A 21,921-nucleotide genomic window follows, 5' to 3' on the forward strand; every position below is an offset into this window, starting at 1 on the left:
GGGCCTCAGTACTTGATGAAGGCGTTGAACGCGATGTTCTGCGGCCGCGTCTCGTTGCCGCCGGTGGCGTTGACGGTGATGGCGTGGGTGTGGTCTACGACGCCAGTCACGGTAATGTTGTGGCTATGGTTGCCAGCACTAGTGGACGTCGAGTAGTTGTTCACGCGAGTCGTCATGTCGTCACCTGAACTCAGAACCTCGCCGCCAGGATCGACAATCCCAATCTCCTGGCCCTCTTTCACGCCGTGGGTATGTTCGCCTTGTGCATCGCTGCTGGCCGTGTGGGTGTGCGCGCCGGCACCGACGGAACTGGCACCGTGACTGTGGGAGCGGATTTCGTCGGCCTGAGTGCTGCCTAGCACACGACCAGGGTCCAGGTTGCGGCCGTCGTCCAGGGCGCGGATGAAAAGCCCGCGTGCATCTGGCAGGTTGAAGGTGCTTACACCGTCGCCGGCGCCGTGACGGGTACCGATTTTCGCGAACAGCCTGGCATAGACGGTGCGGGACACAGCGGCGCCATTGGCGCGCAGGCAGCCCGGTGGCGGGGCATCGAGGTCAAAGAAGACGACCTCGCCCACCTGGTTACTTTCCAGCTGAGCAATAGCGGCCCTAAGCGCCTTGGTGGTGGCCAGGATGTCGCTGCTGTCGCTGTTCGGATCGTCGCTCTTGGCATTGGGCAGGTTGCCCAGATCAACATCGTCCTTGGTGGTAGCCCGGGCGCGAAGGTGCGGGTAGTCGCCCACCTTCGCGGCAAAGTAGTCGATCAGCGCTGAAGTGATGGGTTGCCACAACCGTTGATCGGTGATGGTGCCGGCAACGTCGACGCTGGCCAGCTCGACCAGGTAGTGCTGGGTACCGTCGTTGTCCTGGTAGTCCGCCATGGCGGCGCCAAAGACAACGGACCACTGCGCAACCACGTCATTGCCTTGCCGGCGCAGCGCCACGTCCAGCCAGGCTTTGATGGGCAGTGCCGGCAGCTGAACCAGGACTGGCTCATCGAGCGCGACCCGAACCCCTTCGACGTACAAGGTTCCGGCCTTGACCTGGTACAACCCGAATCCATTGCGCTCCAGCTGTAGCCCGCTGTCCCAGAAGCACACCCGGCCATAGACGTCGCGGTTGCTCTGCCGCTCGCGGCGATCGATGCCAGCCAGGCGCACGGTGAAGTCGTGCTGCCAAGTACTCGCGTCGACGGTGATGCCGGTCAGTTCCTGGGCGCCGTTGTACTCCACCAGGAAGTTGCGGGTCAGGTTGTTGCCGATCTGCATCGGCGGGATGTTCTGGCGCTTCTGCTGCAGGGGAACGTAGGCCACAGCCAGCAGCGTGTTCTCCTCGGTCACCAGCCCGATCCAGTTGAAATCCCAGTCACCCACGCTGGAGTCAACCACCACGCTGTAGATCACCTGGTTCGGGTTCACATAGCCTTGGCGATCGACCTCAGTGGTGTACACCACCTGCGCAGCGGGCGGCATCCCAGCTGCACGATCCACTGGCGCCGCTGGGTTGAGGCCAGGCACGTTGGCGAACACGAAGCTGGCCACGCGCAAGAGCTGCTGGTTGGCCTGCTTCTGCGCAATCAGCGACTGGCCGGCGAGGGTAATGCTTGCTCCCATGGGGGCTCCTACGAATTCTTGGTGGTGACGATGGCCAGTTCGTGAATGACGACCAGGCGATCAGCGCTGTCGTCCAAGACGGCACAAAGGGTCTGTTGGTCGTCATGGAAGTGCGCGACCGGCATGCCCAAAGCCACCGGCGTGATCGTGGCGAACTCATATCGCCGGCAGGTGCGGCCGTACTGCTGCATCAGCACGCGCAGCAGCACCGGATTGGCGCTCAGTTGGCTGTCGGTGAGGTACAGGCGCACCACGTCCCAGTTCACGCTGTCGAAGCGCTCCTCGATCTCGACGTAGCCGACGCCCAGGCGCTGGAAGATCCGCACGGTGCCGGCGCTGCTTCCGGCGTCCTTGGCGTTGATGAAGGCGTACTTCACCCTTTTCCGGTACAGGCTCTCTGGCTCGCCCTGGAAGCGCTGGATATCGCGCTGCCAAGCCAGCAGATCGAGGATGGTCAGGTGGCAGGTCTCGGCATCGAGCTGCAGCAGCGGCCAGTTCATCCAGGACTCAACCCGGGTCCACCAGGCCTGCGCGGCGTCACGCAGTTTGGAAAGCTCGACGCCCTCCAGCCAGAAAGGGAGTTTGAGCTTATCCACCGATCACCACCTGGACAGCATCGAGGCGGGGAATGGTCAGCTGCGAGACGATGTCGACGTTGTCGAATTTCAGCGACTCGATGCCGGTGAAGGTCTCGTGCAGCTCCTCTCCCAGGCGGCTAAATGAGAATCGCGACTGCGGATAGGTCAGGGTCGGTTGGTAGTCGCTGGCAGTGCTCTCGCGGAACGCAGCCCGGATGAACAGCTCGATGTCGCTCAGCAGCGCATCCTCGCGCTCGGTGCCGACTTGCGCGTCTGGCCAGACCGTGACGCGGACGGTGTGCTGGGTGGCGGGCATCTCCTGGACCAGCATGTCGTCCCCGTGGCCATGGTTGCCCTTGTCGCGGACGTAGCTGTTGATCTTTTCCAGGTAGCTGGCTGCTGGTGATCCCGCTTCGAACAGGACAAAGGCATTGGCGCTGCCAGGTCCTCGAGGAGCGTCATGCTCGAAGTACACGCCATCAGGCTCGACGCCCGGGAAGGACGCGATCATGGCCCGGTACACGGCGTCGGTGTGCCACTGGTTGACCGCGCTGAACTGGTTGCGAGTACGCAGGCGCAGGTCGTCGTCGTGCTCCTCGTCCGCCCCAGGCTGGGACAGCCAGCCATCGGCATTGACCACCTGAATTACGCCGGGTACCGGCTCGGGCAGGATCGAGTAGTATCCCGGGGCGAGGTTGTAGCCGCTGCCCGCCTCGGTCGCTTCAACCGGCACCAGGACCTGCGAGTCACCGTCGAGGAACTGGCTGGCGGCGGTGGTGACCAGGACGTAGACGTTGCCGTTGATGGCCACAGATTGCACGCGCACGCCGGCGGGGATCTCCAGCACGCCGGCGACACCGCTGCGGGTGAACAGCAGTTGCCCTTGGGCCTTCGTCGAGGCCTTGCGAGTGACGTCGACTGCCCAGGCCAGCATGTCCAGCCAGGTGCCGGTGGCCGTCTTGACGAAGAAGTTAGGCAGCACGGTGCTGACCATGAACTCGATCAGCCACAGCACGGGCTTGGTCACCAGGGCAGTGACCACACGCCAGAACGGTGACCAGGCGCTGGTGTTGCTCAGCTTGCTGCCCTGGGCGGCTACCTCTTTCTCCCAGGCGGTGCGCAAGCCCGCCTCGGTCGTCGGGACGCCGGCATCCTGCAGGGCTTTCTTGAAGTCGACGTCACTCACAGGATTACCTCAGTGGTTCCAAATGCAACGGTGGTGGCGGTGACCAGGTACTGGCCAGTGCCGGTCTCGATGATCTGTACGGTGCCCGGTACTAGGCGTTCGTCCTCCTCCACCAGCAACTCCAGCTGCTTGATGCAGTCGGTGCGGCGGAAGCGGTCACGCTCGGCCATCAGCGTCACCAGCAAGCCGCTGTCGCGGATCATGTGGCCGATGTCCTGGGCGATGCTGGCCCGGTCCTCGACCAGCAACGGCTGGTTCGAGGGGTCCAGGGTCAGGTCGTTGTTGGTGATCAGCAGATCGATGTACATGCCCATCAGCCCACCGCCATGCTCATCGCGTTCTCGATCTCCAGCGGGTTGATCTCTTTGCTGGTGGTGATGCTCATGTGCTCAACGTGCAGTTTCTTGCCCTGGTCGTTGTTGGTGGTGGTGTTCTGGATCGAGCGCAGCAGACCGCCCGGCGGTACCGCCGTTGGGCCCTTCGGGCTGATGCTTGCGCTGGACTGCTTCAGGTTCTGGCGGGCCTGCTCTGCCTGGACGTCAGGGATCTGCGGAAGCTTCGGCAGGTCGGCGAACACGGTGTCGATCTCAACGCCGGGGATCTTGTTGAGCATCCCGATCAGGCTGTTGATGGAGTCCTTGAAGATGGACACGATCCCGTTCCAGGCGGTGCTGGCCATGCCACTCCAACCGCCGATCGAGCCAAACCAGTCGGAAAGGCTCTGCAGCTGGGCGCTGATCCACTGGAAGGCCGCAGTGTTCACCAGGGCGCCGGTCCAGTGGTCCCAGTAGACGATCGCGGCCGCTACAGCCACGCCCAGGGCGATGATGCCGGCAACGATCAGCAGAACCGGGTTGGCCGTCATTGCGGCGTTAACCAGCCAGATCGCGCCCTGCCACAGCAGCATCCCGCCCCGCACCAGACCCATCCAGGTGTACATGAGCACCATGCCCGCCACGAAGCCAGTGATCATCACGGTGTGGTAGAGGAACATTGCGATCGAGCGGTAGCCCGTCCAGGTCAGGATCTTCCAAACGACGACCAAGCCCATCCAGACCATCCGCCCCATGCCGACGACCAAGGTCAGGGCCGACATGGCCGTGATGATGCCCAGCACGGCCAGCGTGGCGATGCCGAGCGCCTTGGTGATGTTCGGGAACAGTTGGGTCCAGCGGGTGAGCGTCTGGCCGATGCCGACCAGCTTGTTCATGAGCGGGGTCAGCATAGGAATCAGTGCCTGGCCGAACGCGACACGCAGGGCCTGGACCGCTGCACCGAATTGCTCCCACGGGTCGACCATGGCCTGGGCCATCTTCTCGGCGTTCTCCAGCCCGCGAACCTTGCCCAGCTCCGCGATGCCGTTTCGCAGCCGATCGGTGTCCATGGCCAGCGCGCCAATCACCTGGGCGCCCTCCCCGCCGAACGCCTCGACCAGCTTGGCGTTGCCGGCGGCGTTCTTCAGATCGCCGAATTTGCCCTGCAGTTTGCCGAGAATGTCGACCATCGGCAGGACCTTGCCGGTGGCGTCAGTGAACTTGATACCCAGCTTGTCCGAGGCGTTGCCGATGTTCTCGAAAAACGCCTTGTACCGACCGCCGGCGTCGCCGCCTTCCATCGTGCTGCTGAGTGTGCCGATCACCGCCATTTGCTCGGCGAAACTGACGCCCGAAGCCGTTGCGATCGCGCCGGCTTCCTTGAAGGCATCCTTCAGTTGCGCGCCGTCCGTGCGGAACAGCTTCACGGCAAGGGCCGTCTGGCTGGTCAGCTGCTCGACCCATTGCACCCGACCGACCTTGTCGGCCTCGGACTTGAACAGGTTGTACATGCTGCCCAGGTACTGGCTGGTCGTTTCGGTGTCGGCCTTGGTGGCCTTGGCCAGCACGCTGCTGGCATTGGTAACGGTGGCCAGCTGGTTGCCGACCAGCCCCTGGATGGCGCCCTCGATCGACCGAGCCGAGGCAACGAAGTCCACAGCACTGGCCCCGTATTGCACGGAGAACTCGAGCGCTCTGGCGTTGAGCGAAGCCAGCGCATCCTCTGCCGTGCCCATGGCCCGGACATCACCTAGGGCGCCGTTCAGTTCTCGCGCCGGATCCAGGAGCGCGGTGATGCCCTCGAACGACTCCCGCATCCCAACGAAGCCAGCCCCCATGCGCACGATGTTCGCTGCGCCGGCGTCGGCCAGGTCGGTGATGGTGTTCTTGATCTTGCTCGCTGGGCCGGTGACCTTGTCGGTCAGGCTCAGGATGAAGGCCAAGCGGGCAGATTGATCAGCCATGGGGTCATCCGTTCAGTGCGTGGGCGATGCCATTGGCGACGGCGATTTCGTTCCGTCGCCAATACTCGTCTTCCAGCCATTTCGCGGTACCGAGGTTCTCGATCGAGGGTTCGGTACCGGGAAGCCAGCGCTGATGCAGGGCACAGAGCTGGCCGAAGCTGTTTTCCGTCAGGCCGTCAGCGTGCTCGAGGACTTTTTTACGATCACGCCCAGATCAGGGGCGTATTCCTCGACCAGGGCGCTGGCCAGGGTCATGGTGTAAACCGGGTTGGCCAGGAACGGCTTGAGGGAAGCCTTCTGTTCCTGCTTAACGGTGCTCATCAGCAGGTTGTGGGCCGGCGCCACCTTGTTGGCCTGGGTGGTGCCGTTGAAGTACTTGGTGATGTCCTGGGGCGTCAGGGTGAAGTCGAACTCCTGCTCTTTGACTTCCAGGGTGATGGTGCGGTTGGCTTCGGTCATGGTGCGGTTCCAGTAGTGGTGGGTTGGGTGGTGCAGAAGCTGCGGACGTGGTCCTGCAGCCCCAGGATCATTTGCTTGCTGACGGCGAGCTGGTCGCGGAGGGTGAAATAATCCGGTCGAGCGTTTGCTGCGAGTTCGGGGGCGCCTGCATCAGCCAAGCCGGTACCGGCGGAATCGGCGTGCACAGTGGCGGCGGGGCAACTGGCTTGGACGAACAACCGCTGATCGCCAGTACCGACAGAAGTGCGCAGATCCTGATTGGCCTTGAGGGCATTGCTCAGTTCCTCGATGTGTTTGTGATCGTTAGCCGCTGCCTGTGCCAGGCGCTCGGCGGTCTGATTGGCGATCCGGATAGCGGCATCACGCTCGCTCAGTGCCTGATCGCGCTCCAATCGGGCGGTGTCGCGCTGCTCCAGCACGCTGTCGATCAGAAACCAGGTGCTTCCGGCGAACAGCAGGGCGGCCAGCACTTGCACGATCAGGAGGCGCATAACTTCGCCTCCGCCAAACGACGGGCGTGCAGCCCAGGAACGAACACCTTGTTGCCCTTGGCGTCGGTGACAAAGGCCCAAACCGGACGGCCATCAGCGCCCCAGGCCAGCGCACGGCAGCCCTCGGCGATGCGGCCAGCGTTGATGAGGCCCACAGCCCGGCTCGCACAGGTGGCGGGCTCGCCGAAGTTGTGCCCATGGCTCGACAGCGCGTCGAAGGTGTTCTGCTTGATCTTGTCGTTGGTCAAACAGCTGGCCAGAACCAGTTGGCCCTTCTCGACCACCAACTGCTCCACCTCGGCACAGCGCGCCGGCGACCAGTAGTCGCCGACCACCACCGGGTAAGGGCTTGTGTAGCGGGTGATGCCCTTGCACACCGTTGGCAGCCCGAGGGCCAGCTGGTCGGCGTACACGACGTTCTGGCCCTCGCCTTCCCACTTGCCCAGGAAGGCCATTAGCGTGCTGCTGCTCAGCACCAGGGCGATTGAGCCCGTTAGGATCCTGTTGCGCAGGCTCATGGCTTTACCTTCCAGTCGCGCAGCATCTGGCGGTACTTCGGTACCAGCAGCAGGATTTGCAGCACCATGTACACGGCGGTCAGCATGTAGGCGACCGACGACCAGTCAACGGCGCCAGTAACCCCGGTTGCAGCCACCCCGATCGCGGGCGAGGCCTTGGCCAGGGCAACAACGGTGTCCTGCGCGGCTTGATTGGTGCTCATCGATGAGCCCCCTTCTCGAAAGTGGACTGGCAAGGAACGCAACGGGTCTTGCCGCCCAGGGCGCGGCGGGCCTCGGGGATCTCCCCGCCACAGTCTTCGCAGTGAGTGAGGCTCGGCCCGCTCGAGCGCGTGCGGTCCAGGACGGCAGTAATCGCCTGTTCACGCTGACGCTGCTCAATGTCCTGGGCGCGATCGAACGGGCAAACCATCAGGTCAGGCCCTCGATTTCAGCCGCGGACAGGTACGGCACGCCGTTGATCTTGATGAAGTCAGGGCTGGTGACGTCGTACGGAAGCTTGTGAGTGGTCTTTGCGCCGCCCTTCGGATCGATGGACAGCAAGCTGGAGACGCGCAGCTTGCAGCCGAAGGCCTCGATCCGGCATTCCTCGTCGCCGACCTTGCCGAAGAAGACGATGTCGAACGGCTCAAGCTCGCGGAAACTGCCCGCGGCCTTGGCCTGGGCAACGATCAAGTTGAAATTGGTGCTATCCACCTCGATCTCGCCCGCAGCTGATACGTCACCATCGACCCAACCGTTCGGCACACCCTTGCTCTGGGCCACCGCGCTGTTGTCGGTAACGTCCAGCGAAGCCGCCTCGACGTGGAGCAGGCTGTCACCCAGGTTCACGTCAAAATTCTTGCCGCTAAGTTTTGCTGACATGGGTTACTCCGAGTCGTCGTTGGAAAGATCCAGCGCGATGTTCGCGGTGATGTCTTTCGGGCAGTTGAGGGGGCGTAGGGTCAGGTAGGCCACGACTGCGGTCTTGCTGAACCAGTTGATGACGATGTCGCCATCCTTGGGCTGGGTGATTTCACCGGGGAACACCTGGTCGCCCAACGTGGTGGACTTGGCCATCGCACGCAGCGGCGCCATCAGGGAGGTGATGTTCTTGGCCATGCTGTTGGCCGAGTTGTTAAGGCGCCGATCAGCGATGCGCTGAATCAGCAGGATCCGCACCCGGCGGGCTGCCTTGTCGACAACGCGCAGGTTCTCGATTACCTGGTAATCGCTGCCTGGTGCATCGAGCAGGTTGCCATCGCCCCAGAACACGCCCGGATAGTCCGCGTAGGTCTGCGGCACGGACAGTCGGGCAGCATCGAGCACCGCCAGGGTGGCCATCTGCAGCGGTACACCGTCCTTGTCGACAGGGGTTTCACCCAGGCCAAGTACCGCACCGGTGGCCACGCGCATCGGGCTATCGGCAATGCTGACGGCGGCGTTGGCCAGCCGGCCGGCCAGTACGCCCAGGTTGCTGCCGTGCAACTGCGGCACCACCATCACCCGCGGTGCTGACAGCGCGTCCGTGATCGCCTTCTGCTCGAGCTGGTATTCGCCCCAGGTTTGCGTGGGCAGGATGCCGGCCGTGGCGGACATTACGAACAGGCGTCGGGCATAAGTGTTGCCGATGGCCACAACGGCCTCGTTCATGGCCGTCAGCTCGGCGCCCGTGGTCACAGGCTTGGTGATGATCACTGCCTCGACCGAGTAGCCGTTCTGCATGGCCTTGGTCAGGGCGTCCTGCCAGCTGCCATTGGCAGCCAGGGGCATGGCCAAGCAGGCCCAGCGATCGCCGCCGTTGAGGCGAGCAGCGTTGATCTGGGTCTTCAGGTCACTGGCCGTAACGCCAAGCTGAACGTCCAGATCGCTGTCCTGGTTCAGGGCGAGGATCTGGCCGACATTCTTGGACGCCGGGCCGATGTAGAGGAAATAGCGCTCAACTTCGGTCACAGCGCCCTGGCCGAGGTTGAGGTTGTTGACGCTGACTTTGCCGAGTGCCATGTACGCCTCGTTAAACAGGTGAGTTGAGGATCTGGCGCAGCACCAGGTTCACCAGCTCGCTGGTTTCGCTGCTGCTCGCGCCCAGGAACTGGCGAGCCGGCAGGGAGATTTCCCAGCTCTGCGCGCCAGAGGTCGCTTTTCGTTCGGTGTCGAGGATCCGGATCAACAGGCCGGCCTTGGCGTAGTTCAGGTGCTCCTGGATCCAGGCAACTGACGCCCGGGTTGCGGCCTTCTTGCCAGGCAGGCGGACCTTGAACCCCAACTGACGCAGGCGCTTGGCCTGCTTTTGGGTAGCCGCAGTACCGGGGGGAACCTTGTTCCACTGGCGCATTTGAGCCGCTGTGCGCCGTTCGGATACGCCGTTGTGCTGCTGCGCGGCAACCCAGCGAGTAAGCGCGTTCCGCCACCCCAGCTCGGCCTCATCGCCGCTCAAGCGGGTGACCTCGAGGAGCTTGCCGAGGCCCGCTTCCATCTTCTTCTTGCCCTTGCTGCTGTCCTTGCGCGGGGCGAAGGGGGTCCCATCCACGTTCTTCTGGTTGCGGATGCGCTGCCGGCTCAACGTGCGCACGCGCTTGCTGACGTTGTTCAGCAGGCGTTTGCGCTTGGCCAGGGGCAGGTCCAGGAGGGCCAGCAGGTTCTCGGCCTCGAGCATGCCGCGCACGTCCAGGGCGAGATCGTTAGGCGCCATCTGCGCTTACCTCCCCGGCTTCGGCCACCCACAACTCGTACGGAGCCAGGGACCAGGTCCTGCCCAGCACCTTGATCTCACCGTCCGTATCCTCGACCAGGTGCTGGGGCTCGATGAACTGAACCTTGATGTCCACATCGGCCAGGTCGTTGTCGAGCATGGTCACCTCGAAGGTCACGCTCGGCAGGTCCTCGCGGTCCGGGTCGTTCTCCTCGAGCCAGCTGCCAACCAACGCAAACAGACGTACCGGCTGATCAGCGAAGCGCTCGATGGCGATCGTGGCGGTGTACTGCATGTCGCCCATGTGCAGACCGTTCTCGCCTGGCTTCCACACGAGGTCCATTTGCACCTGGTCGGTCCAGCTGTCGAGCTGCTCGGGCAGCACCAGCTGACGCTCGATCAGGTAGCGGGTCAGTGCCTGCAGCTTGATCACAGGAGCACCGCCGTCATGCGGCCGCGGCCCTGAAGGGTACGGATAGCCTGCTGGCTGTAGGACAGGAAGGTTTCGGTGCGCTCGGGCGCTTCCTTGCCAAGGTTCTCCGCTACCTCCCGGCGGTTGATGGTCGCGAAGTCGTTGAGGGCGGTGGCCTTGGCACGGCAGTACACGGCGCGCTTGTACAGGGCGACCTTCGAGGCATAGCCCCAGCCCTGTACGGTCATGGGGTCAGCCGCGGCTTCCAGGTTCGATACGCCAGCATCCCGAATGGCACGCTCGACCCGAGCCAGGTCGGTATTGACCTCGCTAATGGCCACAACAAGTTGAGTGGTCAACGTTTCGCTCAGGTATTCACCGGGCAGGCGGTAAGCCTTCTGGTACTCACCCAGGGAGAGGTCCGGCCAGAAGCCGTTGTTCTCGATGGTCTGGTCCACCACGGTTGTTGGCTTGCCTGAAAAGCTCATCGCTGGCCACTCGAATAGGGCAGGTTGCTGCTGCGGGAAGGTCGGGGTCATGAATGACTCGGCCTTGCCGTAGCAACTCCCTGCGGGGGGGAAGACGTTTACTCGGTGTCGGTGCTTTCGCCGGCCGGGCACTGCTCGGCCGCGGCCTGCAGAACTTCGTCGAGGCGGGTTGCAAGCTGGGCGGTCGACTGCCCGCCTTCAGCGATCGCCTTGGCCAGCGCCTTGCGTGAGCCCGCCAGGCGTGTGCCTACGCCAATGCTTTCGTACAGAGACTCGGCTCGTTCGAAGTGCACGATGGCGGAAGCCCAATCCTTACGATCCATTGCCAGCACGCCGAGCTGCTTGTGGTATCGAGCCGGAATGCGTTCGAACAGCTTCCACTCGCCATCCACCCGCGGCAGCAGGTTGCTGACGTAAGGCTCAGGGCTGCGACCGGCCTTGTATTCGGCCTCGGCCCACTCGATCAGCTCGTCCGCCACGAAGGTGGGGATATCGCGGTTGAAGCGCTCCGGCAGCTCCTGCCCTTGGGACATGGCGAAGTCGGCCAGCTCCAGAGCCTGCTCGAACTGCGTGGTATCGAACAGCCAGACCAGGACGTACATCAGCACCTGATTGGGGAAGTTGAGGCCGGATTCGCGATAGCGGCCGACGTACTCCAGGTATTTGGGCAGCAGCTCGTCACGCTTGACCACTTGCCGCTGCTCGAGGCTGTTGAAGCCCGACAAGCGCTCGAGGTCGACCAGCAAGGCGTCCTCCATCAGCTTGTAGTGCTTCTGGGCGTTGGCCGGGCTGGTCAGCGCTGCAGCCGGCGAGTACGCCAACGGTGCGGCACTGGCGGCAGCAGCTGCCGAGCCTTGTGCGAGGATGCGCCGCTTGTGCGCCAGTGCCAGGCTCATCAGATCACCTCAACGTTTTCGGTCAGGGCGATCTTCTCCAGCTGCTCGATCACATAGCCTTCGTTACGGCTGTTGTAATCCTCGACGCGGGAGCGTTTCGGGTTGTCGATGGTCTGCTTCCGCCAGCTACTGTCCTGGTAATAGATCGACAGGTTGTCGAAGCTGGTGACCAGCACCGCATTGACCGGGAAGTACGGCACACTGAACGATGGCAAACCGCCATAGGTGGCGATCACCTGCTGGCTCTCGATGCGCTCTTTTTCGGTCGGCGTGCCGCCCTGGCTGGAATACAGCTTGGCCTTGTCAGCGGCCAACAGGTCGCTACCGATGATGGCGATCAGATCACCACCGTCACGCACGCGCTCATCGATCATCTGCTTGGTGTCGTGCACCAGGGCGTCGAGGTTCGCATAGTCGCCGTTGACGCCCATGGTGACCTTGCCAGCCACAGCACCCTCTTTCAGCACCTGTGCCGGTACCAGATCTCGGGCCTGCTGCAGCCAACCCTTGTTGACGTCCTGGAGCAATGGGTACTGGGTGATGTCGGTCTGGACGGCAGCATGAGTACCATGGAAGCCAACCATGATGCGGTCCAAGGCGATCTGCTTCTGCACTGCGGCCGAGTACTTCTGGTGGAACTCAGGGAACTTCGCCCAGGCATCGATCTTCGCGTAGGACAAGCTGACATCCGACTCGGTCGACGACAGCTCGTAGGTGTCCTCGTCCAGCGCCGAAGCATCTTTCGCCTCTCGGTCGGTGGTTTTGGTGTTGGTGCGGCCGGTGACGGGGCCGGAGGTGCCCAGGAACACCTTCTGACCTTTGATTTCAGGTACACCGATCACGTTGATGCGCTGCAGGAAGTCAGCTTTCGCGGTGATCGCGTCGTTCAGCTCCTGCGCAATGGTCGGCTCGACGCTGAACATACGGGTGACCGCTTCCACACCGTAGGTTTCGGCCATCGCCATTTGCATCGCAGCGTACATCTGCGCGCCGTAGGTACTCAGGTTCTGGGCCATGTCAGAGGACTCGCTTCGGTTTTTCGGCGGTGACACCGGTGGTGCGGGGGATCGGGCGACCCTGTGGGTTGTTCACCAGCTGACTGAACATGTTTTCGATGTTCGCCATGCTCTGGGCCAGCGCCTGGTTGGTCTGCTGCTGCGGTGCCGCAGGCGGTGCTTTCGGAGCTACCTTCGGACGGCGGCGGCTGAACTCGCGCTGTTCTTCGGCAGTGGCGACGATGTCATCAACAGCGGTTTCCACCGTCTCGATCGGCTCCTGGTCAGGTGCCGGTGCATCTTCGGCCGCAGGCTCGATCACTGCCTGAATGCCAGCGGCGACGATCAGAAGTTGCTGCAGCAGCGCACCAAGCGCTGTGGCGGTTGCTTCATCCATTGGGGGTTTACTCTCGGTAGGGTTGTCGGAAGGCGCCGCGCCAGCCGGCTCAGTGGCGAAACGCTTGAAGAACTTGGTCATGAGGGCGGCCAGCTTTCCGATTTCTGACTCGGTACCGGCCTTGTCCAGGGGACCCAGCTCGACAGGCGCGCAGAAGTGTGCGGCCTTGCTCGTGCGGCTGGAGAAATACAGTTCTTGAGTGCCCAGGCTGGCCGGGGAGTCGGTGACCGCCATGCCGGTCAGGTAGTACTTGCCGGTGTTGGCAAAGTTCGGAGTGATCTCGACGCTGGTGAACAGCTTCTCGCCCTGGTCGTTCAGGAACAGCAGCTTGTCGTTGGGCTTGAGCTGCGCCTCGAGGGCGACCTGGCCAGGCTGAAGATCCTCCGCTTCTTCGACCAAGCGGAGGGAATAGACGGTGCCAAACGACCCGGACCAGCGCTCATGTTCGCACCAGATCACCGCGGTGTAGGTGGCGGTCTTGTAAGTTTCCGCAGCGTCACGCAGTTCCTGGGGAAGGATTTCGCGCCCATCGATAGTCGGGCCGCTGGTGGCAACGCGTTTCCAGTACGAAACAAGGGAACGGGGCATGGAAGTCTGCTGGGTTGTGGCTTTGAGGCCCCCACCATATGAAGCCATCCCGCTTGCAACAAACGGTTTAACTGCGCCCCTCTCCTATTTGCACGTTCTAGGATAAAGGCGGAAACATACCGGGAGTTAGCTACCCAATCGGCGCTTAGACTGCGCCCCATGTACTACTCCAACGAAGTCAAAGAAGCCGCCAAACGTCTGTTCCTGCGCCGCTGCAAGGCGAAGGAAATTCAGGCGCAACTCGGGCTGCCTAACGTCCGGATCGTCTACTACTGGATCCGGCAGGGCCTATGGGAGGACATGCTCACCGACGAGGAGCCGCTGACGGCCGTCAGCCGTAGAATCACCCTGCTGTATGAAAAGCCCGGGGTATTAAGTGAGGCCGAGCAGAACGAGCTCGACCGGCTGATCACACAGCGCGAACGCCTGGCCAAGCAATGCGCCAAACCGGCCGCTCCAGCGCCTCAAGCGGAGCCTATTGATAGTCAGGGCGGGGAACAGCCTCGCCGCGATCGGAACGAGCGCGGCCAGCGTAAACGTGGAGAGCGTGGCGAGAAGAAACCCAAGCCGGCGAAGAATGACGTCACCGGCCTCACCGAGGTCGACTTCCTCGACAAGTTCATCAGCAAGATGTTCGGGTACCAGAAAGAGCTGTTCGCGGCCAAGCAAAACCCGCTGACAGCCCGAATCCGCAACATTCTCAAGTCTCGCCAGGTGGGCCTGACCTACTACTTTGCCGGCGAAGCCTTCATGGATGCCGTGCTCACCGGCGACAACCAGGTGTTCCTTTCGGCCAGCCGGGCCCAATCCGAGATCTTCCGCAGCTACATCATCTCGTTCGCCCAGGAATGGTTCGGCCTCGAGCTCACCGGCAACCCGATTGTGCTCAGCAAGGAAGGCAAGCCATGGGCCGAGCTGCGCTTCCTCAGCACCAACAGCAGTACCGCCCAGGGCCACCACGGGCACGTCTATGTCGACGAGTACTTCTGGATCAAGGATTTCGAGAAGCTGAATAAAGTGGCTTCGGCCATGGCCACCCACAAGAAGTGGCGCAAAACCTATTTCTCCACCCCAAGCGCCGTCACGCACCAGGCCTATCCCTTCTGGACCGGCGAATCCTTCCGTAACCGGAAGAAGAAGCGCGGCACGCCGGCAGTGGCCGAGTGGCCAGCGGCAACGGCATACAGCGCCGGCGCACTGTGCCCAGACGGCCAGTGGCGTAAGACGATCACGATCCTGGACGCAATCAACAGCGGATGCGACCTGTTCGACCTTGAGCAGCTGGAGCTGGAGTACGACGACGATGCGTTTGAACAGCTGTTCATGTGCAAATTCATCGACAGTTCGCAGGGCGCCTTCCACTTGGCCGACCTGGAGCGCTGCTACAGCGATCTGTCCCTGTGGACAGATTACGACCCCGACGACAAGCGGCCCTTTGGCAACAGCCCGGTCTGGATTGGCTATGACCCCAGCCGAACCCGGGACGACGCAACTTGCGTGGTCATTGCGCCGCCGCTCGAGCAGGGCGCCAAATTCCGGATCCTGGAGAAACACAGTTGGCGGGGCCAGTCGTTCAAGTACCAGGCCAACGAGGTCAAGAAACTCACCGAGCGGTTCAACGTCCAGCACATCGGCATCGACACCACCGGCATCGGCTACGGCGTGTTCGACCTGGTACGCGACTTCTACCCGCGGGCTCAGCCGATCCACTACAGCCTCGAGACCAAAAACGCTCTGGTGCTCAAGGCGCAGGACACCATCCAGCACGCCCGTATCGAGTGGGATGCCGGCAGCAGCGATATCGCCCAGGCCTTCCTGACCATCAAGCGCGGCACCACCGCCAGCGGTCAGGTGACGTACAGCGCCTCGCGTACAGAAGCGACCGGCCATGCGGACATAGCGTGGGCAATCATGCACGCCCTGCACAACGAACCCCTCAACACCAACCGGCAGCGGCGCAGCCGCTACGTCACAAGCGGATCAGGAAACCATGCCTCAACATCACGTAGCCCAGCAGCAGCCCCGGCAGCCCGTGCGAGCCTTCACATTCGGCGCGCCGGAAGCCGTCCTGACCAACAACATCGCCAACTATCTGGGGGTATTTCCCAGCGACGACGGCACCATTTACACACCACCGGCCTCTCGCGTTGGCCTGGCCAAGCTGCTGCAGGCCAACGCGCACCACGGCGCGATCCCGCCATTCAAGCGCAACCTGCTGCTGCGTGAGTTCATCCCTTCGCAAGGCTTCAGCTTGCAGGCCATGAGCCGATCGGCACTGGACTTCATGGTGTTCGGTGAAACGTACCTGTTGCGCAAGCGCAGCATCTTCGGCCAGGTGCTGGAGCTCGAGCACCTGCCCGCGATTAACATGCGGGTAAAGGTCAACGGCGGATACGTGATGCTGATGCCCGACGGCGGCCGTCTGGAGTTTGACCAGGACGAGGTCGAGCACATCTTCAACTACGACGTGCAACAGAACATCTACGGCATTCCCGACTACCTAGGCGGGCTGCAGGCGCTGCTGCTCAACGAAGCCGCCACCCTGTTCCGCCGGCGCTACTACAACAACGGCGCCCACGTCGGTTACATCTTCTACTCGAACGACCCGAACATGAGCGAGAAGGACGAGGAGGAGCTGCAGGCACAGATCTCCGGGAGTAAGGGTGTGGGTAACTTCCGCAGTATGTTCGTGAACATCCCCGGCGGCGCCGAGAAGGCCATCCAGATCATCCCGGTTGGCGACTTCCAGTCGAAGGATGACCTGGAGAAGGTCAAGAACATCACCCGCAACGACATCATCGCGGCGTGGCGTATGAACCCCGCGTTGGCCGGCATCATCCCGGAGAACAGCGGCGGCTTCGGTGACATCGAGAAGATCGACCGGGTGTACACCAATAACGAGATCCGCCCCATCTGCCAGATGTTCAACCAGGTGAACGACACATTGCGCGAAGACAGGCGAATTAGCTGGAGAGAACCGGAAAACGCCGACGAAACAACTACATCCTGTAACGTTTCGTAGGTGATACAACTGGAAAATGACGGCATAATGATGGCGCATCTGAACCCTGGGGAGGGACACCATGCGAGTCAACTGCACGACTTGTGGCCACAAAGGCCGGATCAGTTCGCGGGAAGAGGTAACCCGCGCCTACGCCAAGCTGTACTGCCAATGCCTGGACGCCAAGTGCGGCCATACGTGGGTATCTGAGCTCACGTTCTCACACACGCTGCGGCCATCCGCCCAGCAGCTGGACACGCTGATCCTGGACCGTTTCAGGAGTCTTCCGGCGGAGCAGCAAAGGGAGCTTTTCGAACACATGAGCAGGCCCGCAGCCTGATAAGAACCGCCGACCGATTGGTCGGCGGTTTTGTTTGGATGACTCAGGATTCCGTGTCGTCCTGGTTATTGGCCAACTGCTCAATCAAGCGCCTCACCTGGTGGCGCTCCTGCTCCCGCATCTGGCGAAACCGACCGATCAATCGACGTTCGTTTTCGCTCAGACCGGACCATTGGAATTCCACCAGCTCCACGCAATCCTGCTCAGCTACTGCCAAATTCAACATTTGCTAACTCCTTGATATGCAATGTGAATTTTCAGTTAACAGGGCAAAAGATCGCCTTTGAACGGAGGCGCGACGAGTGGATTACAGATTACCGGCCAGCATCATCAAACATCGCCTTCAAGAAGCGACGAAGCGCCTGCTGATCCTGTTCTGGGATGCAGCGATAGCGCTCGATTAGTTGAGCCTCATCGGAGCTAAGTCCGGTATCGACGGACCGCCTCCCAAAGAGAACGAATCCCACGTCGACGCCCAGGGGAGCGATGCCAAGCAAATAAGCACTGTCGGGATTCCTTACCCCGCGCTCATAGCTGCCCTGAGTGTTCCGGTTTACTCCGCCCGCCTGGGCCAGATCCTCTTGGCTGAGGCTCAACCGGACCCTTTCTTCGCGCAGCCGATCCCCGACCGATCCTTCAGGCGCTGATTCAGACGCACAAATTTTCAAGCATTCACCCTTTACAAGACCAATTTCGCGTGCATAATCACCACCAACGAACACAAAACAACTCGTTGCAACAGGAGGCAACACACTATGCCCGCGCCAGTTACGCCGGAGCAAGCCCGCGCAGCGCTTGATCGAAAAGGGATGAGCATCGCGGAATTTAGTCGGATTCATGACCTGAACAAAAATTTGGTCAGCGACCTTCTCAACGGTCGTCGAAAAGGTCGCCGGGGGGAGGCACACCGTGCAGCGGTACTGCTGGGTATCAAAGACGGCGTAATCGAAGAATAAGGCCACTGGCCACTAGGGATGAATCAGAACATGAATCGCTCAGTTCTCAAGACAAGGAAAGCCGTGGTCAGCGCGATCATCCGCGCATACCCGGGCGGCCGGGCCCAAGCTGCTGCCCACCTCGGCCTCGAGCTTAAGAAGTTCGACAACCATGCCTACGAAAACAACAACGCCCGCCCGCTCAATGACCTGCAGCTCTGCCAGCTGGAGACGACCGCGCATACGACGTTCCTGCCGGAGTTCATTGCCTCGCTATACGGCGGAATTTTCGTGAAGGTCGCTGACGTCGAAGTGCTGGACAACGTCGAGCTCTACACCATGTCGATGGTCACCTCTGCCAGGCGCGGAGCTGTAGACCTCGAGATTGCCAAGGCCTTGGCTGATGGCTCAATTTCCAGTGCCGAAGCGGAGGAGATCATGCGTGCCCACGAAGCCCACATGTCCGCTCGCCATACTGAGGTCTTGTCAGCGATCGCGCTGCACCGCGCCCGTGCGGGGGTGGCAGCATGAGCGCCACCCATCCGGACTACCAGGACGTACTGAAATCCTCGGCAATGCATTACCTGCAACGCCACCAAGCCGAACACCTGAGCGGCGACGACCGCTTGTTCACCCGTGCTGTTGGCCACTTGGTCGCCGACCACAACGTTTCAGACCCAACTGCTGAAAAAGCCGTGCACCTCGCCATGACCGACCTTGGCCTGGGCGCAGCTGATCGCTCGCCCCCCCGCGCAGCGCGCACCTAACTAACCCCTTTGCCCTGCCCCGCTTTCTGTGGGTTTGGGTGAGCTGCGTCCGAAGTCGAGGTTTCGATGGATAACAAAATGGTGATCAAGGCGGAAATGAGCCCGGAGCAGGCCACCGCCCTGCTGGCTTTGCTCAAGTCCGAGTACCGCCAAGCGCTGACTGAGCACTGGTGGACGGATACCTACCGCTACGTGGCGGAGAAAGACCGCCACACCGCAATCGTCCTGAAGAATCCCGTCATGGGCGCGCAACGCCGGCTGATCGGCGCGCTGACCTACAGCCTCAAAACTGCGAAGTAACCGACATGATGAATGAAGATATCCGCTCACAAGTGCTGCAAAGGCTGGAAAGTGATTTCGGCCTGAAGCTGCGCACCGGCACTAACTACATGCGTGGCGGCGTTTGCCCGGCCTGTGGAAAGAAAGAGCTGTATGCCCGCCATGACAACCCGTGGCAAATCCGCTGCGGGCGCCCGGAGCGCTGCGGCCACATCGAGCATGTCAAAGACATCTATGAGGATCTGTTCGAGGACTGGAGCAAGCGTGCACCGGCCACGGCAAGCGACCCGCACTTGACCGCCCGCACCTACCTGGAATTCTCCCGGGGCCTCGATTCTTGGCAGATGACTGGCTGGTTCACCCAGGAAAACTACGTCAACCAGGAGAGCGGCGAGGCCAGCGCCACGGTGCGATTCCCGCTGCCGAACGGCGGTTACTGGGAGCGGCTGATCGATCGTCCTGCCCGCTTCGGCAAGATGAAGGCTCGCTTCAAGTTCGGATACAGCGCGCAGGGCCAGTGGTGGTGCCCACCAAGCCTCAAGCTTGAAGCCGTCAAAGAGCTGTGGATCGTTGAAGGCATCTTCGACGCCATCGCCCTGGTTCAGAACGGAATCGACGCAGTGTCGGCGATGTCGAGCGTGAATTTCCCGGTGGAGGCGTTGAAGCAGCTGGCCGAGAAGCGCCCGGGCAACCTCCCCACCTTGGTCTGGGCCCTGGACAACGAGCCCACCGCCCGCGGCTACCTGCAGCGCTGGGCCAAGCAGGCGAAGGAAATGGGTTTCGAGTGCGAGGCCGCGCTCATTCCACAACGGGACAAGAAGGTCGATTGGAACGACCTGCACCAGCGTTGGCAGTTCGAGGAGGAAGGCCCAGCCCGCTCCCACAAGCGCAAGCGCGATCTGGATGCTGCCCGCCACGAGGGCGACCTGCTGCTGGCCCCGACCGCCCGGGAGAAGGCCCTGCTGATGTACATGTGGGACGAGGGATTCACCGAGTTCGCGTTCGACTTCGGCAATCAGACCTACTGGGCCAAGTTCGACCTGTCCAAGCTCGAGGAGGAGCAAAAGGAGCTGGCCGGCAGTAAACACCAGGATGACGAAGACGATCGCCGCGATGTGCTCAAGAAAGTCTGTTCGCTGAAGCTGCTCGCCAACTGCCGATTCCAAGCGCTGTACAAGCAAGTCAGTGATGTCACCAATGAAGCCTGGTTCTATTTCCAGGTAGCGGGCAAGCAGGACGACGAGGGGGAAAACTACACCTTCACACCCAAGCAGATCTCCTCGAGCAGCGAGTTCAAGACCCGCCTGATGCATGCCAGCGCTTCCTGGTTGGGTACCCAGAAGCACCTGGACCAGATCATCCTGCGGCAGACCGAAGGCCTCAAGACCGTCGAGACCATCGACTTCCTGGGCTACAGCCGCGACCACCAGGCCTACATTTTCAACGACATCGCCATCCACAACGGCTCGCTTTACAAGGCCAACGACGAGGACTACTTCGAGTTCGGCAAGCAGCGCGTCAAGTGTCTGATGAGGTCGGTGAAGATCAAGAACAAGCTGGAGGCAAAGGGCTACCGCGAGGACTGGCTTCAGCACCTGTGGACCTGCTTCGGCGAGAACGGGATCCTGGCCCTGACCTACTGGTTTGGCTCGCTGTTCGCCGAGCAGATCCGCGCCGAGCATGAGAGCTTCCCGTTCCTGGAAATGTCCGGTGAGCCCGATTCGGGCAAGACGACCCTGATCAAGTTCCTGTGGAAACTGTTCGGCCGTTTGTATGAGGGTTTCGACCCGGCCAAAAGCTCGTTCTCTGGCTTGAGCCGTGCCATGGGCCAGGTGGCCAACCTGCCCTTGGTGCTGCTCGAGGCCGACCGGAACACCAACGAAGACAACACCAAAGCCTTCGAATGGGACCAGTTCAAGGATTTCTACGGCGGCGGCACCTTGCGAACCCGTGGCGTGAAGTCCAACAGCAACGACACCTACGAGCCGCCGTTCCGCGCCTCGATCGTGATCGCTCAGAACGCCATCGTTGTTGGTCACGAAGCCATCATCAGCCGGATCTTCCGCCTGCCGTTCCTCAAGCCGACGATCACCGAGGCGAGCCGCCGGGCCGCTGACGCGATCGTGCAGACCGAGCTTGAAGACGTCAGCCACTTCATGATCAAGGCCATGCGGGCCGAGCCGAAGATCCTCAAGCGTTTTGCCGAGCTGTATCCGAAGTACCGCGCCGAGCTGTGGGCCAACCGCAAGCTGACCTCGGATCGTGTGATCAAGAACCACGCCATGATGCTGGCCCTGGTGGACTGCCTGCAGCTGGTGATCGAGATCCCGGACCACATGGTCAAGGCGTGCCGCAAGTACGTCGAGAAGGCCGCCAGCGAGCGCCAGGCAGCCATCACCACGGACCCGAAAGAGGTGAACGAGTTCTGGCAGGTCTACGACTACCTCGAGTCGCTGCCGGGCGCCCCTCTGGTGAACCACAGCAAGACCCCTGGCCAGATCGCCATCAACCTCAACCAGTTCGCCGAGGTAGCCGTGGAGCACCGGCAGCGGATTCCGGAGCTGGGCGTACTGCGCCGCCTGCTCAAGGACTGCCGTGCACGCCAGTGCCTGTCGGACCAGAAGCGGATCGAGAGCGTGATTCGGGCTCGCCTGCAGGCCGCGTTGCCGACCCAGAACATCCCGCAGTCCGTTCGCTGCTTTGTCTTCCGGGAGTAACCGCCATGGACATTCACGTAATCAATCGCGACTGGAAGGTAGAAGCGCCGGACCTGATGGGGTTCGTCACCGCACGGCTGCCGGCTTCAACTGGAGCCGTGCCCTACATCTACGCGGACGCCTACGCCGCCGATGGCCTGTTGGAGATCCTGGAAGTGCGCGTGGCACGCGGCGAGCGCGGGATCCTGGTCATGGACTGCACCAGGGCCCAAGTGCAGGCGGTACTGGAATGGAGCAGCTGCGACGACGAAGGCCAGCTGCAGGACCTCGAGATTTTCCTGGTATGCCGTGACTAGCAGCTGACCAGAAAAA

The 21,921-nt window shown here is 61.9% G+C and carries 30 protein-coding genes; 9 read left to right on the forward strand and 21 right to left on the reverse strand.

Annotation, left to right across the window (positions count from 1 at the left end):
- Window positions 1-5: 5 nt before the first annotated feature.
- From AC3WLP_RS08520 to AC3WLP_RS08610, 19 genes are all read right to left on the reverse strand, one after another.
- Window positions 6-1,613 carry a phage tail-collar fiber domain-containing protein gene (locus AC3WLP_RS08520; protein WP_088513002.1) on the reverse strand — a complete coding sequence of 536 codons (1,608 nt, stop codon included), beginning with the start codon at window positions 1,611-1,613 and terminating at the stop codon, window positions 6-8.
- A gap of 8 nt (window positions 1,614-1,621) precedes the next feature.
- A complete protein-coding gene (locus tag AC3WLP_RS08525; RefSeq protein ID WP_088513003.1) occupies window positions 1,622-2,209 on the reverse strand; it encodes a phage tail protein in 588 nt (195 codons plus the stop codon).
- Window positions 2,202-3,377, reverse strand: a complete 1,176-nt coding sequence (locus tag AC3WLP_RS08530; RefSeq protein WP_088513004.1) for a baseplate J/gp47 family protein — start codon at window positions 3,375-3,377, stop codon at window positions 2,202-2,204. The genes AC3WLP_RS08525 and AC3WLP_RS08530 overlap by 8 nt, the downstream gene beginning before the upstream one ends.
- Entirely contained in the window at window positions 3,374-3,691 is a 318-nt protein-coding gene (locus tag AC3WLP_RS08535) for a DUF2590 family protein (protein WP_088513005.1), read from the reverse strand. Before AC3WLP_RS08535 ends, AC3WLP_RS08530 begins: the two co-directional genes overlap by 4 nt.
- Complete coding sequence (locus AC3WLP_RS08540; protein ID WP_088513006.1) at window positions 3,691-5,655, reverse strand: phage tail tape measure protein; 1,965 nt, start codon at window positions 5,653-5,655, stop codon at window positions 3,691-3,693. Before AC3WLP_RS08540 ends, AC3WLP_RS08535 begins: the two co-directional genes overlap by 1 nt.
- Before the next feature lie 4 nt (window positions 5,656-5,659).
- Window positions 5,660-5,827 carry a DUF6890 family protein gene (locus tag AC3WLP_RS08545; protein ID WP_371851094.1) on the reverse strand — a complete coding sequence of 56 codons (168 nt, stop codon included), beginning with the start codon at window positions 5,825-5,827 and terminating at the stop codon, window positions 5,660-5,662.
- On the reverse strand, window positions 5,824-6,114 hold the full coding sequence (locus AC3WLP_RS08550) for a putative phage tail assembly chaperone (RefSeq protein WP_004576315.1): 291 nt from the start codon (window positions 6,112-6,114) through the stop codon (window positions 5,824-5,826). The genes AC3WLP_RS08545 and AC3WLP_RS08550 overlap by 4 nt, the downstream gene beginning before the upstream one ends.
- The gene (locus AC3WLP_RS08555; protein WP_088513007.1) at window positions 6,111-6,605 is read right to left on the reverse strand and encodes a lysis system i-spanin subunit Rz; all 495 of its coding nucleotides are present in this window, start codon (window positions 6,603-6,605) and stop codon (window positions 6,111-6,113) included. Before AC3WLP_RS08555 ends, AC3WLP_RS08550 begins: the two co-directional genes overlap by 4 nt.
- A complete protein-coding gene (locus AC3WLP_RS08560) occupies window positions 6,593-7,123 on the reverse strand; it encodes a lysozyme (RefSeq protein WP_088513008.1) in 531 nt (176 codons plus the stop codon). The genes AC3WLP_RS08555 and AC3WLP_RS08560 overlap by 13 nt, the downstream gene beginning before the upstream one ends.
- The gene (locus AC3WLP_RS08565) at window positions 7,120-7,326 is read right to left on the reverse strand and encodes a hypothetical protein (RefSeq protein ID WP_027615456.1); all 207 of its coding nucleotides are present in this window, start codon (window positions 7,324-7,326) and stop codon (window positions 7,120-7,122) included. The genes AC3WLP_RS08560 and AC3WLP_RS08565 overlap by 4 nt, the downstream gene beginning before the upstream one ends.
- On the reverse strand, window positions 7,323-7,535 hold the full coding sequence (locus tag AC3WLP_RS08570; RefSeq protein ID WP_088513009.1) for a TraR/DksA C4-type zinc finger protein: 213 nt from the start codon (window positions 7,533-7,535) through the stop codon (window positions 7,323-7,325). The genes AC3WLP_RS08565 and AC3WLP_RS08570 overlap by 4 nt, the downstream gene beginning before the upstream one ends.
- A complete protein-coding gene (locus AC3WLP_RS08575; protein ID WP_088513010.1) occupies window positions 7,535-7,987 on the reverse strand; it encodes a phage protein in 453 nt (150 codons plus the stop codon). The genes AC3WLP_RS08570 and AC3WLP_RS08575 overlap by 1 nt, the downstream gene beginning before the upstream one ends.
- A 3-nt stretch (window positions 7,988-7,990) precedes the next feature.
- Complete coding sequence (locus AC3WLP_RS08580; protein WP_088513011.1) at window positions 7,991-9,106, reverse strand: DUF2586 domain-containing protein; 1,116 nt, start codon at window positions 9,104-9,106, stop codon at window positions 7,991-7,993.
- A gap of 10 nt (window positions 9,107-9,116) precedes the next feature.
- A complete protein-coding gene (locus tag AC3WLP_RS08585; protein WP_088513012.1) occupies window positions 9,117-9,794 on the reverse strand; it encodes a phage virion morphogenesis family protein in 678 nt (225 codons plus the stop codon).
- Window positions 9,784-10,227, reverse strand: a complete 444-nt coding sequence (locus tag AC3WLP_RS08590) for a phage tail protein (RefSeq protein WP_088513013.1) — start codon at window positions 10,225-10,227, stop codon at window positions 9,784-9,786. The genes AC3WLP_RS08585 and AC3WLP_RS08590 overlap by 11 nt, the downstream gene beginning before the upstream one ends.
- Window positions 10,224-10,694, reverse strand: coding sequence for a head completion/stabilization protein (locus tag AC3WLP_RS08595; protein ID WP_088513052.1), 471 nt, complete (start codon window positions 10,692-10,694; stop codon window positions 10,224-10,226). Before AC3WLP_RS08595 ends, AC3WLP_RS08590 begins: the two co-directional genes overlap by 4 nt.
- Before the next feature lie 98 nt (window positions 10,695-10,792).
- Window positions 10,793-11,590, reverse strand: a complete 798-nt coding sequence (gene gpM / locus AC3WLP_RS08600; protein ID WP_088513014.1) for a phage terminase small subunit — start codon at window positions 11,588-11,590, stop codon at window positions 10,793-10,795.
- Window positions 11,590-12,606 carry a phage major capsid protein, P2 family gene (locus tag AC3WLP_RS08605; RefSeq protein ID WP_004576326.1) on the reverse strand — a complete coding sequence of 339 codons (1,017 nt, stop codon included), beginning with the start codon at window positions 12,604-12,606 and terminating at the stop codon, window positions 11,590-11,592. The genes gpM and AC3WLP_RS08605 overlap by 1 nt, the downstream gene beginning before the upstream one ends.
- Before the next feature lies 1 nt (window position 12,607).
- The gene (locus AC3WLP_RS08610; protein ID WP_088513053.1) at window positions 12,608-13,570 is read right to left on the reverse strand and encodes a GPO family capsid scaffolding protein; all 963 of its coding nucleotides are present in this window, start codon (window positions 13,568-13,570) and stop codon (window positions 12,608-12,610) included.
- 159 nt (window positions 13,571-13,729) lie between these two features.
- Between AC3WLP_RS08610 and AC3WLP_RS08615 the strand changes: the two genes are divergently transcribed.
- The 3 genes from AC3WLP_RS08615 (at window position 13,730) to AC3WLP_RS08625 (ending at window position 16,911) form a co-directional block, all read left to right on the forward strand.
- Entirely contained in the window at window positions 13,730-15,796 is a 2,067-nt protein-coding gene (locus AC3WLP_RS08615; RefSeq protein WP_088513015.1) for a terminase large subunit domain-containing protein, read from the forward strand.
- On the forward strand, window positions 15,723-16,592 hold the full coding sequence (locus tag AC3WLP_RS08620) for a phage portal protein (RefSeq protein WP_256961747.1): 870 nt from the start codon (window positions 15,723-15,725) through the stop codon (window positions 16,590-16,592). Before AC3WLP_RS08615 ends, AC3WLP_RS08620 begins: the two co-directional genes overlap by 74 nt.
- Window positions 16,593-16,653: 61 nt before the next feature.
- Entirely contained in the window at window positions 16,654-16,911 is a 258-nt protein-coding gene (locus tag AC3WLP_RS08625; RefSeq protein WP_088513017.1) for an ogr/Delta-like zinc finger family protein, read from the forward strand.
- A 43-nt stretch (window positions 16,912-16,954) separates the two neighbouring features.
- On the opposite strand, the gene AC3WLP_RS08630 is transcribed toward AC3WLP_RS08625, so the two are convergent.
- On the reverse strand, window positions 16,955-17,137 hold the full coding sequence (locus AC3WLP_RS08630; RefSeq protein ID WP_088513018.1) for a hypothetical protein: 183 nt from the start codon (window positions 17,135-17,137) through the stop codon (window positions 16,955-16,957).
- 88 nt (window positions 17,138-17,225) lie between these two features.
- Window positions 17,226-17,750, reverse strand: coding sequence for a helix-turn-helix domain-containing protein (locus AC3WLP_RS08635; protein ID WP_088513054.1), 525 nt, complete (start codon window positions 17,748-17,750; stop codon window positions 17,226-17,228).
- On the opposite strand from AC3WLP_RS08635, the gene AC3WLP_RS08640 reads away from it, so the two are divergent.
- From AC3WLP_RS08640 to AC3WLP_RS08665, 6 genes are all read left to right on the forward strand, one after another.
- Window positions 17,667-17,867, forward strand: a complete 201-nt coding sequence (locus tag AC3WLP_RS08640; protein ID WP_004576333.1) for a DNA-binding protein — start codon at window positions 17,667-17,669, stop codon at window positions 17,865-17,867. The two genes, AC3WLP_RS08635 and AC3WLP_RS08640, sit on opposite strands and share 84 nt — an antisense overlap.
- Before the next feature lie 30 nt (window positions 17,868-17,897).
- Complete coding sequence (locus tag AC3WLP_RS08645) at window positions 17,898-18,377, forward strand: YmfL family putative regulatory protein (protein WP_305887922.1); 480 nt, start codon at window positions 17,898-17,900, stop codon at window positions 18,375-18,377.
- The gene (locus AC3WLP_RS08650; RefSeq protein WP_088513020.1) at window positions 18,374-18,613 is read left to right on the forward strand and encodes a hypothetical protein; all 240 of its coding nucleotides are present in this window, start codon (window positions 18,374-18,376) and stop codon (window positions 18,611-18,613) included. The genes AC3WLP_RS08645 and AC3WLP_RS08650 overlap by 4 nt, the downstream gene beginning before the upstream one ends.
- 66 nt (window positions 18,614-18,679) lie before the next feature.
- Window positions 18,680-18,913 (forward strand): hypothetical protein, encoded by a 234-nt coding sequence (locus tag AC3WLP_RS08655; protein ID WP_027615440.1) that lies wholly within the window; start codon window positions 18,680-18,682, stop codon window positions 18,911-18,913.
- Between the two features lie 8 nt (window positions 18,914-18,921).
- Window positions 18,922-21,609 carry a toprim domain-containing protein gene (locus AC3WLP_RS08660; RefSeq protein WP_088513055.1) on the forward strand — a complete coding sequence of 896 codons (2,688 nt, stop codon included), beginning with the start codon at window positions 18,922-18,924 and terminating at the stop codon, window positions 21,607-21,609.
- 5 nt (window positions 21,610-21,614) lie between these two features.
- Window positions 21,615-21,905, forward strand: a complete 291-nt coding sequence (locus tag AC3WLP_RS08665) for a hypothetical protein (protein ID WP_088513021.1) — start codon at window positions 21,615-21,617, stop codon at window positions 21,903-21,905.
- The last annotated feature ends 16 nt before the right edge of the window (window positions 21,906-21,921 follow it).

The sequence above is a fragment of the Pseudomonas sp. FW305-E2 genome, from assembly GCF_058782925.1.

Coding starts and splice junctions, on each gene's coding strand:
- AC3WLP_RS08520 (WP_088513002.1), bottom strand. CDS start 1,613: ATGGGAGCAAGCATTACCCTCGCCGGCCAGTCGCTGATTGCGCAGAAG.
- AC3WLP_RS08535 (WP_088513005.1), bottom strand. CDS start 3,691: ATGGGCATGTACATCGATCTGCTGATCACCAACAACGACCTGACCCTG.
- AC3WLP_RS08540 (WP_088513006.1), bottom strand. CDS start 5,655: ATGGCTGATCAATCTGCCCGCTTGGCCTTCATCCTGAGCCTGACCGAC.
- AC3WLP_RS08550 (WP_004576315.1), bottom strand. CDS start 6,114: ATGACCGAAGCCAACCGCACCATCACCCTGGAAGTCAAAGAGCAGGAG.
- AC3WLP_RS08555 (WP_088513007.1), bottom strand. CDS start 6,605: ATGCGCCTCCTGATCGTGCAAGTGCTGGCCGCCCTGCTGTTCGCCGGA.
- AC3WLP_RS08560 (WP_088513008.1), bottom strand. CDS start 7,123: ATGAGCCTGCGCAACAGGATCCTAACGGGCTCAATCGCCCTGGTGCTG.
- AC3WLP_RS08565 (WP_027615456.1), bottom strand. CDS start 7,326: ATGAGCACCAATCAAGCCGCGCAGGACACCGTTGTTGCCCTGGCCAAG.
- AC3WLP_RS08570 (WP_088513009.1), bottom strand. CDS start 7,535: ATGGTTTGCCCGTTCGATCGCGCCCAGGACATTGAGCAGCGTCAGCGT.
- AC3WLP_RS08575 (WP_088513010.1), bottom strand. CDS start 7,987: ATGTCAGCAAAACTTAGCGGCAAGAATTTTGACGTGAACCTGGGTGAC.
- AC3WLP_RS08580 (WP_088513011.1), bottom strand. CDS start 9,106: ATGGCACTCGGCAAAGTCAGCGTCAACAACCTCAACCTCGGCCAGGGC.
- AC3WLP_RS08585 (WP_088513012.1), bottom strand. CDS start 9,794: ATGGCGCCTAACGATCTCGCCCTGGACGTGCGCGGCATGCTCGAGGCC.
- AC3WLP_RS08595 (WP_088513052.1), bottom strand. CDS start 10,694: ATGAGCTTTTCAGGCAAGCCAACAACCGTGGTGGACCAGACCATCGAG.
- gpM (WP_088513014.1), bottom strand. CDS start 11,590: ATGAGCCTGGCACTGGCGCACAAGCGGCGCATCCTCGCACAAGGCTCG.
- AC3WLP_RS08605 (WP_004576326.1), bottom strand. CDS start 12,606: ATGGCCCAGAACCTGAGTACCTACGGCGCGCAGATGTACGCTGCGATG.
- AC3WLP_RS08610 (WP_088513053.1), bottom strand. CDS start 13,570: ATGCCCCGTTCCCTTGTTTCGTACTGGAAACGCGTTGCCACCAGCGGC.
- AC3WLP_RS08615 (WP_088513015.1), top strand. CDS start 13,730: ATGTACTACTCCAACGAAGTCAAAGAAGCCGCCAAACGTCTGTTCCTG.
- AC3WLP_RS08625 (WP_088513017.1), top strand. CDS start 16,654: ATGCGAGTCAACTGCACGACTTGTGGCCACAAAGGCCGGATCAGTTCG.
- AC3WLP_RS08630 (WP_088513018.1), bottom strand. CDS start 17,137: ATGTTGAATTTGGCAGTAGCTGAGCAGGATTGCGTGGAGCTGGTGGAA.
- AC3WLP_RS08640 (WP_004576333.1), top strand. CDS start 17,667: ATGCCCGCGCCAGTTACGCCGGAGCAAGCCCGCGCAGCGCTTGATCGA.
- AC3WLP_RS08635 (WP_088513054.1), bottom strand. CDS start 17,750: ATGAATCCGACTAAATTCCGCGATGCTCATCCCTTTTCGATCAAGCGC.
- AC3WLP_RS08645 (WP_305887922.1), top strand. CDS start 17,898: ATGAATCGCTCAGTTCTCAAGACAAGGAAAGCCGTGGTCAGCGCGATC.
- AC3WLP_RS08650 (WP_088513020.1), top strand. CDS start 18,374: ATGAGCGCCACCCATCCGGACTACCAGGACGTACTGAAATCCTCGGCA.
- AC3WLP_RS08655 (WP_027615440.1), top strand. CDS start 18,680: ATGGATAACAAAATGGTGATCAAGGCGGAAATGAGCCCGGAGCAGGCC.
- AC3WLP_RS08660 (WP_088513055.1), top strand. CDS start 18,922: ATGAATGAAGATATCCGCTCACAAGTGCTGCAAAGGCTGGAAAGTGAT.
- AC3WLP_RS08665 (WP_088513021.1), top strand. CDS start 21,615: ATGGACATTCACGTAATCAATCGCGACTGGAAGGTAGAAGCGCCGGAC.